This window comes from Micromonospora yasonensis (assembly GCF_026013475.1).
Taxonomy (GTDB): domain Bacteria; phylum Actinomycetota; class Actinomycetes; order Mycobacteriales; family Micromonosporaceae; genus Micromonospora; species Micromonospora yasonensis.
Map to the genome: position 1 here is coordinate 1 of NZ_JAPDPH010000315.1, position 6,433 is coordinate 6,433.

General features: G+C 73.2%; 4 protein-coding genes. 3 read left to right on the top strand and 1 reads right to left on the bottom strand.

Features of this window, described 5'->3' with window-relative positions:
- Positions 1-305 precede the first annotated feature (305 nt).
- On the bottom strand, positions 306-950 hold the full coding sequence (locus tag ONA70_RS33825) for a TIGR04282 family arsenosugar biosynthesis glycosyltransferase (protein WP_265010552.1): 645 nt from the start codon (positions 948-950) through the stop codon (positions 306-308).
- A gap of 146 nt (positions 951-1,096) precedes the next feature.
- Between ONA70_RS33825 and fdh the strand changes: the two genes are divergently transcribed.
- The 3 genes from fdh to nrfD form a co-directional block, all read left to right on the top strand.
- Positions 1,097-4,360 (top strand): formate dehydrogenase, encoded by a 3,264-nt coding sequence (gene fdh, locus ONA70_RS33830; protein ID WP_265010553.1) that lies wholly within the window; start codon positions 1,097-1,099, stop codon positions 4,358-4,360.
- A complete protein-coding gene (locus ONA70_RS33835; RefSeq protein WP_265010554.1) occupies positions 4,357-5,400 on the top strand; it encodes a 4Fe-4S dicluster domain-containing protein in 1,044 nt (347 codons plus the stop codon). Before fdh ends, ONA70_RS33835 begins: the two co-directional genes overlap by 4 nt.
- A partial coding sequence (gene nrfD / locus ONA70_RS36775) for an NrfD/PsrC family molybdoenzyme membrane anchor subunit (RefSeq protein ID WP_319959552.1) occupies positions 5,397-6,433 on the top strand: 1,037 nt, incomplete at its 3' end. The genes ONA70_RS33835 and nrfD, both read left to right, overlap by 4 nt.

The following is a 6,433-nucleotide window of genomic DNA, read 5'->3' on the forward strand; positions in this document are numbered from 1 at the left end:
GAAACATGACCGCTGGCCGGCACCCCGTGAACAGGGGTGCCGGCCAGCGGCGTCTCTGTCGAGTGCTGAGAACAGGGGGTGACAGCGGTCACGGACACCGGCGGAAGAACGGCCGGCCCCGTACCGTTGTGCAGAGCGTCGGTGTGTCCAGTGTCCCCGGGCCTCACCCAATTTGCCTTCGCGGAATACCGTCCGGCTGGAGCCGCGTCGTGCCACTCGCCGAGAGGCGACCTGCACACCGACGCCCAGCGCCGCCCGGCTCCCACAAGGGGCCGGGCGGCGCTGTTTCTGCGCGTACCCCCGGCTCAGGCCGGTCCGGCGGGGGCGAGCACCGCGGCCACGGCCGCGGCGAACCGGCCGCGCCGGGTGGCCGCCGCGACGGCGACCGCGTCCGCCATCGTGTCCACGTCGGTGAGCAGCGGCAGGCTGACCACCCGCAGCCCGGTGTCCCCGCGCGACAGCGGCACCCCGCGCAGCGCCTCCGCCTGCCGCGGGTCGCGTAGCCCCAGCGCCCACCAGCCACCGTCGGTGGCCGGGCCGAGCAGGGCGGCCGCGGTGCCGGCCAGCCGGCGGACGGCCCGGTCCAGCACCGGCCAGCGCAACTGCGGGGTGTCCATGCCGATCTGCAACACCGGGCAGCCGGGAAAGCGGGCGGCCACGTCGGCGTGCGCCCCGATCAGCCGCTCGGTGAACGTGCCACCGTGCTGGTCGAGCAGGTGCCAGCCGCGTACGGCGCGGGCGAGTTCGGCACGGCGCACCGCCCGGCCGAGGTCGCCGCCGAGGGCGATGGCCGGGGTCACGCCGGGGGTGGCGGTGACCGCGTCGAGGGTGTCGAGCAGCGCGGCGGCGGCGAGGTCGGCGGCCTCGTCCGGGGTGGCGGGCGGGCAGAGCCGGGTCTTGACCAGGCCGGTCACCGGGGCCTTCGCCACTACCAGCAGCACCGGGGTCATCCGCGGGTCCCTGGCATGGGCGGCTCATTGCCAGCCGCTGACGGTTCAAACGTTGATCTGATCCGCCGCTCGAGTCGCGGGCGCCCGGCGGCTGGCCTAATGTTCAGAAGGTCAGCTTCCGTCAGCGGGGGAGGGGGTGTTCCGGGATGGGGCTGAAGACCTTCATCGCGGGGTGGCCGGTCTACCGGCAGCTCACCGGCACCGATCCGCTCGGCCGGGGCGCCGCGGCCCAGTCGGCCCGCTCGGCGGCCCTGACCGCGCGTACCGAGACCGCTGACAGCATGGCCCGCTCGGTCTGCCCGTACTGTGCGGTGGGCTGTGGGCAGCGGGTGTTCGTCAAGGACGGTCAGGTCACCCAGATCGAGGGCGACCCGGACAGCCCGATCTCCCGCGGTCGGCTCTGCCCGAAGGGCTCCGCCAGCAAGAACCTGGTCACCAGTCCGCTGCGGCAGACCACGGTCCGCTACCGGCGGCCGTACGCGACCGAGTGGGAGGACCTCGACCTCGACACGGCGATGGACATGATCGCCGACCGGGTGATCGCGGCGCGCGACGCCACCTGGGAGGACACCGACGAGCAGGGGCGGACGCTGAACCGCACTCTGGGCATCGCCAGCCTCGGTGGCGCCACGCTGGACAACGAAGAGAACTACATCATCAAGAAGCTCTTCACGGCGTTGGGCGCCCTACAGATCGAGAACCAGGCGCGTATTTGACACTCCGCCACCGTCCCCGGTCTGGGGACCAGCTTCGGTCGCGGTGGCGCGACGGTCTTCCAGCAGGATGTCGCGAACGCTGACGTCGTCATCATCCAGGGCTCGAACATGGCCGAGGCCCACCCGGTGGGCTTCCAGTGGGTGATGGAGGCCAAGCGGCGGGGGGCGAAGGTCTTCCACGTCGACCCCCGGTTCACCCGTACCAGCGCGTTGGCCGACACCTATCTGCCGATCCGCGCGGGTACCGACATCGCGTTGCTGGGCGGCATCGTGCGCTACATCCTGGAGAACGAGCTGGACTTCCGGGAGTACGTGCTGGCCTACACGAACGCGGCGACCATCGTCAGCGACGAGTTCGTCGACACCGAGGACCTGGACGGCCTCTTCTCCGGCTACGACCCGAAGACTTTCACGTACGGGCAGCGCAGCTGGCAGTACGCGGGCCACGAGGAGAACTCCGGCGACCGCAACACGCACAAGGAGCGGGAGACGGCGGCCGGCCTGCGCCACGAGTCGCACGGCATGCCGGTCGGCGGCCAGGTCCAGCGGGACGAGACCTTGCAGCATCCGCGCTGCGTCTACCAGCTCCTCAAGCGGCACTTCTCCCGCTACACGCCGGAGATGGTGGAGCGGACCTGCGGCATCCCGCAGGCCAAGTTCCTGCAGCTGGCTCGGGCGTGGACGGAGAACTCCGGCCGCGAGCGCACCGGGGTGCTGATCTACTCGGTGGGCTGGACCCAGCACAGCGTGGGCGTGCAGTACATCCGGACGGGCGCGATCATCCAGCTGCTGCTGGGCAACCTGGGGCGCCCCGGCGGCGGCGTGCTCGCCCTGCGCGGCCACGCCAGCATCCAGGGTTCGACCGACATCCCGACGCTGTTCAACCTGCTGCCGGGCTATCTGCCGATGCCGCACTACACCGACCACACCACCTTCACCGACTGGGTGGACAGCATCCGGCACCCGGGCCAGAAGGGCTTCTGGGACGACGCCCGGGCGTTCGGCGCGAGCCTGCTCAAGGCGTACTGGGGCGACGCGGCGACGCCGGAGAACGACTTCTGCTACGGCTACCTGCCCCGGATGACCGGCGACCACGGGACGTACCAGACGGTGCTGAACATGATCGACGGCAAGGTCAAGGGATACTTCCTGCTCGGCCAGAACCCGGCGGTCGGCTCGGCGCACGGCAAGGCCCAGCGGCTGGGCATGGCGAACCTGGACTGGCTGGTGGTCCGCGACCTCTTCATGATCGAGAGCGCGACGTTCTGGAAGAACAGCCCGGAGGTGGAGACCGGCGAGATCGTGCCGGAGGAGTGCCGTACCGAGGTGTTCTTCCTGCCGGCCGCCTCGCACGTGGAGAAGGAGGGCACCTTCACCCAGACCCAGCGGCTGCTCCAGTGGCGGGAGAAGGCGCTCGACCCGCCGGCCGACGCCCGCTCCGAGCTGTGGTTCTTCTTCCACCTCGGCCGGATCATCCGGGAGAAGCTGGCCGCCTCGGACCAGCCCCGCGACCGGGCGGTGCACGACCTCACCTGGGACTACCCCACGCACGGCGACCTGGTGGAGCCGAGCGCGGAGGCGGTCCTGCGGGAGATCAACGGGTACGAGGTGGCGACCGGCCGTCCGCTGTCGGCGTTCACCGAGGCCAAGGACGACGGATCCACCGCCATCGGCTGCTGGATCTACACCGGCGTGTACGCCGACGGGGTCAACCAGGCCGCCCGGCGCAAGCCCGGGCGCGACCAGGACTGGGTGGCCGCCGAGTGGGGCTGGGCCTGGCCGGCCAACCGTCGCATCCTGTACAACCGCGCCTCGGCCGACCCGGACGGCCGGCCGTGGAGCGAACGCAAGAAGTACGTGTGGTGGGACGCCGACCGGGGCGAGTGGACCGGCTACGACGTGCCGGACTTCGAGAAGAAGAAGCCGCCCACGTACCAGCCGCCGGAGGGGGCAACCGGTGTCGAGGGGCTCGCCGGCGACGACGCGTTCATCATGCAGGGCGACGGGAAGGGCTGGCTGTACGTGCCGACCGGGCTGCAGGACGGACCGATGCCGACGCACTACGAGCCGGCCGAGTCCCCGATCCGCAACCCGCTGTACGGGCAGCAGGCCAACCCGACCCGCAAGGTCTACGACAACCCGGTGAACTCGGTGAACCCGAGCCCGCCGCAGGCGCACAGCGACGTCTACCCGTACGTGTTCACGGTCAGCCGGCTCACCGAGCACCACACCGCCGGCGGGATGAGCCGGATGGTGCCGCGGCTGGCCGAACTCCAGCCGGCGATGTTCGTCGAGGTCTCCCCGGAGCTGGCGGGCGAGCTCGGCCTGGCGCACCTCGGCTGGGCGCATCTGGTCAGCGGGCGGGCGGCGATCGAGGCCCGCGTGCTGGTCACCGACCGGCTCACCCCGCTGCGACTGGACGGGCGGGTGATCCACCAGGTGTGGCTGCCGTACCACTTCGGGCGGGAGGGGATCGTCACCGGCGACTCGGTCAACGACCTGTTCGGCATCACCCTGGACCCGAACGTGCTCATCCAGGAGAGCAAGGTCGGCACGTGTGACATCCGGCCCGGCCGCCGGCCGACGGGACCGGCCCTGCTCGAACTCGTGGGCGATTACCGGCGTCGGGCCGGGCTGGCCGGGGGCCGCCCGCCGATCGTCACCACCGAGGCGTCCGAACGGGAGGTCGGATGATCGAGGCCAACAGCCTGTACGGTCCGCTCGACCCGGCCCCGGACGCCGGCTGGGCCGACGCCGGCCCCCGGATGGGCTTCTTCACCGACACCAGCGTCTGCATCGGCTGCAAGGCCTGCGAGGTCGCCTGCAAGGAGTGGAACGCGGTCCCCGATTCGGGCTTCGACCTGCTCGGCATGTCGTACGACAACACCGGCGCGTTGACCGCCAACTCGTGGCGGCACGTCGCCTTCGTCGAGCAGCCGCGCCCGGCCGGGCACCGCACCCCGCCGTTCGAGGGGAACCCGACCGGTCCGGCGGCCAGCCCGGCCAGCGCCGCCACGGCGGCCGGGACCGAGACCGACACCGGCACCGCCCCGGGCCTGCCCACGGGTCGGCCGGAGGCCGCCGCGCGGATGGCCGCCGGGCCGGAGTTCCTCGGCATGCCCGGCGCGCAGCCGCCCGGCCGGGCCACTGGCGCCGAGACCCGGACCGACTTCCGCTGGCTGATGATGTCGGACGTCTGCAAGCACTGCACCCACGCCGCCTGCCTGGACGTCTGCCCGACCGGTTCGCTGTTCCGCACCGAGTTCGGCACCGTCGTGGTGCAGGAGGACATCTGCAACGGCTGCGGCTACTGCATCTCCGCCTGCCCGTACGGGGTGATCGACCAGCGCAAGGGCGACGGCCGGGCGTGGAAGTGCACGCTCTGCTACGACCGGCTCGGCGCCGGCATGACCCCCGCCTGCGCGCAGGCCTGCCCGACCGAGTCCATCCAGTTCGGCCCGCTGGACGAGCTGCGGGAACGCGCCGCCACGCGGGTGGCCCAGCTGCACGACCGCGGGGTGCCGGAGGCTCGCCTCTACGGCCACGACCCCACCGACGGCGTCGGCGGCGACGGCGCGTTCTTCCTGCTCCTCGACGAGCCCGAGGTGTACGGCCTGCCGCCGGACCCGGTGGTCACCACCCGGGACCTGCCGAAGATGTGGAAGCGGGCCGGGCTGGCCGCCCTGGCCATGGCGGCGGCGGCCGTCGCCGCGTTCGTCGGAGGTTCATCGTGAGTGCGGAGCGCCCGGTGGGCGACCTGTTCCGCCGTTTCCGGGAGCGGCTGGCCGCCGAGGGGCCGGAACGCCTCGGCGGGCCGGGCCGGCGCGCCGGCCACGGCCCGAAGGTCACCCCGACCCCGCCCGTACGCCGGGAGCCGGGCACAACCCTGCCGGGGTTGAACGGCGGCGGGCCGCTCGCCGGGCGGCGCAACGGCGCCGGGCCGGTCGCGGCCGGCGACGAGCAGGGCAGCCGGGCCACCGGCACGGGGCCGGCCGGCACCGACCGCGGCGCGCACGACACCGGGCTGGCCCCGTACCCGCCGCGTGACGTCGCGCCGGCCGGGCGGCCTCGCCGGCGCGGCGGCAAGGGGGGCGGCGGGGAGCAGCTGAACGTGCCCCCGGCCGAGTTCACCTCCTACTACGGCCGGCCCATCCTGAAGGCGCCGGTGTGGAAGTGGGACATCGCGGCCTACCTGTTCACCGGGGGCCTCGCCGCCGGCTCGTCGCTGCTGGCCGCCGGCGGCCAGCTCACCGGCCGGCCGGCGCTGCGCCGCGCCGGCCGGTTCACCTCCCTCGCGGCGGTCACCGCCAGCGCGTACTTCCTCGTCCACGACCTGGGCAAGCCGAGCCGGTTCCACCACATGCTGCGGGTGGCGAAGCCGACCTCGCCGATGAGCATGGGCACCTGGATTCTCAGCACCTTCGGCCCGGCCGCCGGGGTCGCCGCGGTCGCCGAGGCCGCGCCCTGGCTGCCCGAACGGGGCCTGCTCGGCCTCGGGCGGAGGCTGCTGCCCCCGGCCGGGCAGGCCGCCGGACTGGTCGCCGCGGTCACCGCGCCGGCGCTGGCCACGTACACCGGCGTGCTGCTCGCCGACACGGCGGTGCCGTCCTGGCATGAGGCGTACCCGGAACTGCCGGCCATCTTCGCGGGCAGCGCCCTGGCCAGCGGCGCGGGCGTGGGACTGATCGCCGCGCCGACCGCGCAGGCCGGCCCGGCGCGGCGCTTCGCCGTCGCCGGCGCGGCCCTCGAGCTGTGGTGCGCCTCGGC

What these genes read in the sequence shown, in the direction of transcription:
- ONA70_RS33835 (WP_265010554.1), top strand. Translation starts at nt 4,357, where the DNA reads ATGATCGAGGCCAACAGCCTGTACGGTCCGCTCGACCCGGCCCCGGAC.
- ONA70_RS33825 (WP_265010552.1), bottom strand. Translation starts at nt 950, where the DNA reads ATGACCCCGGTGCTGCTGGTAGTGGCGAAGGCCCCGGTGACCGGCCTG.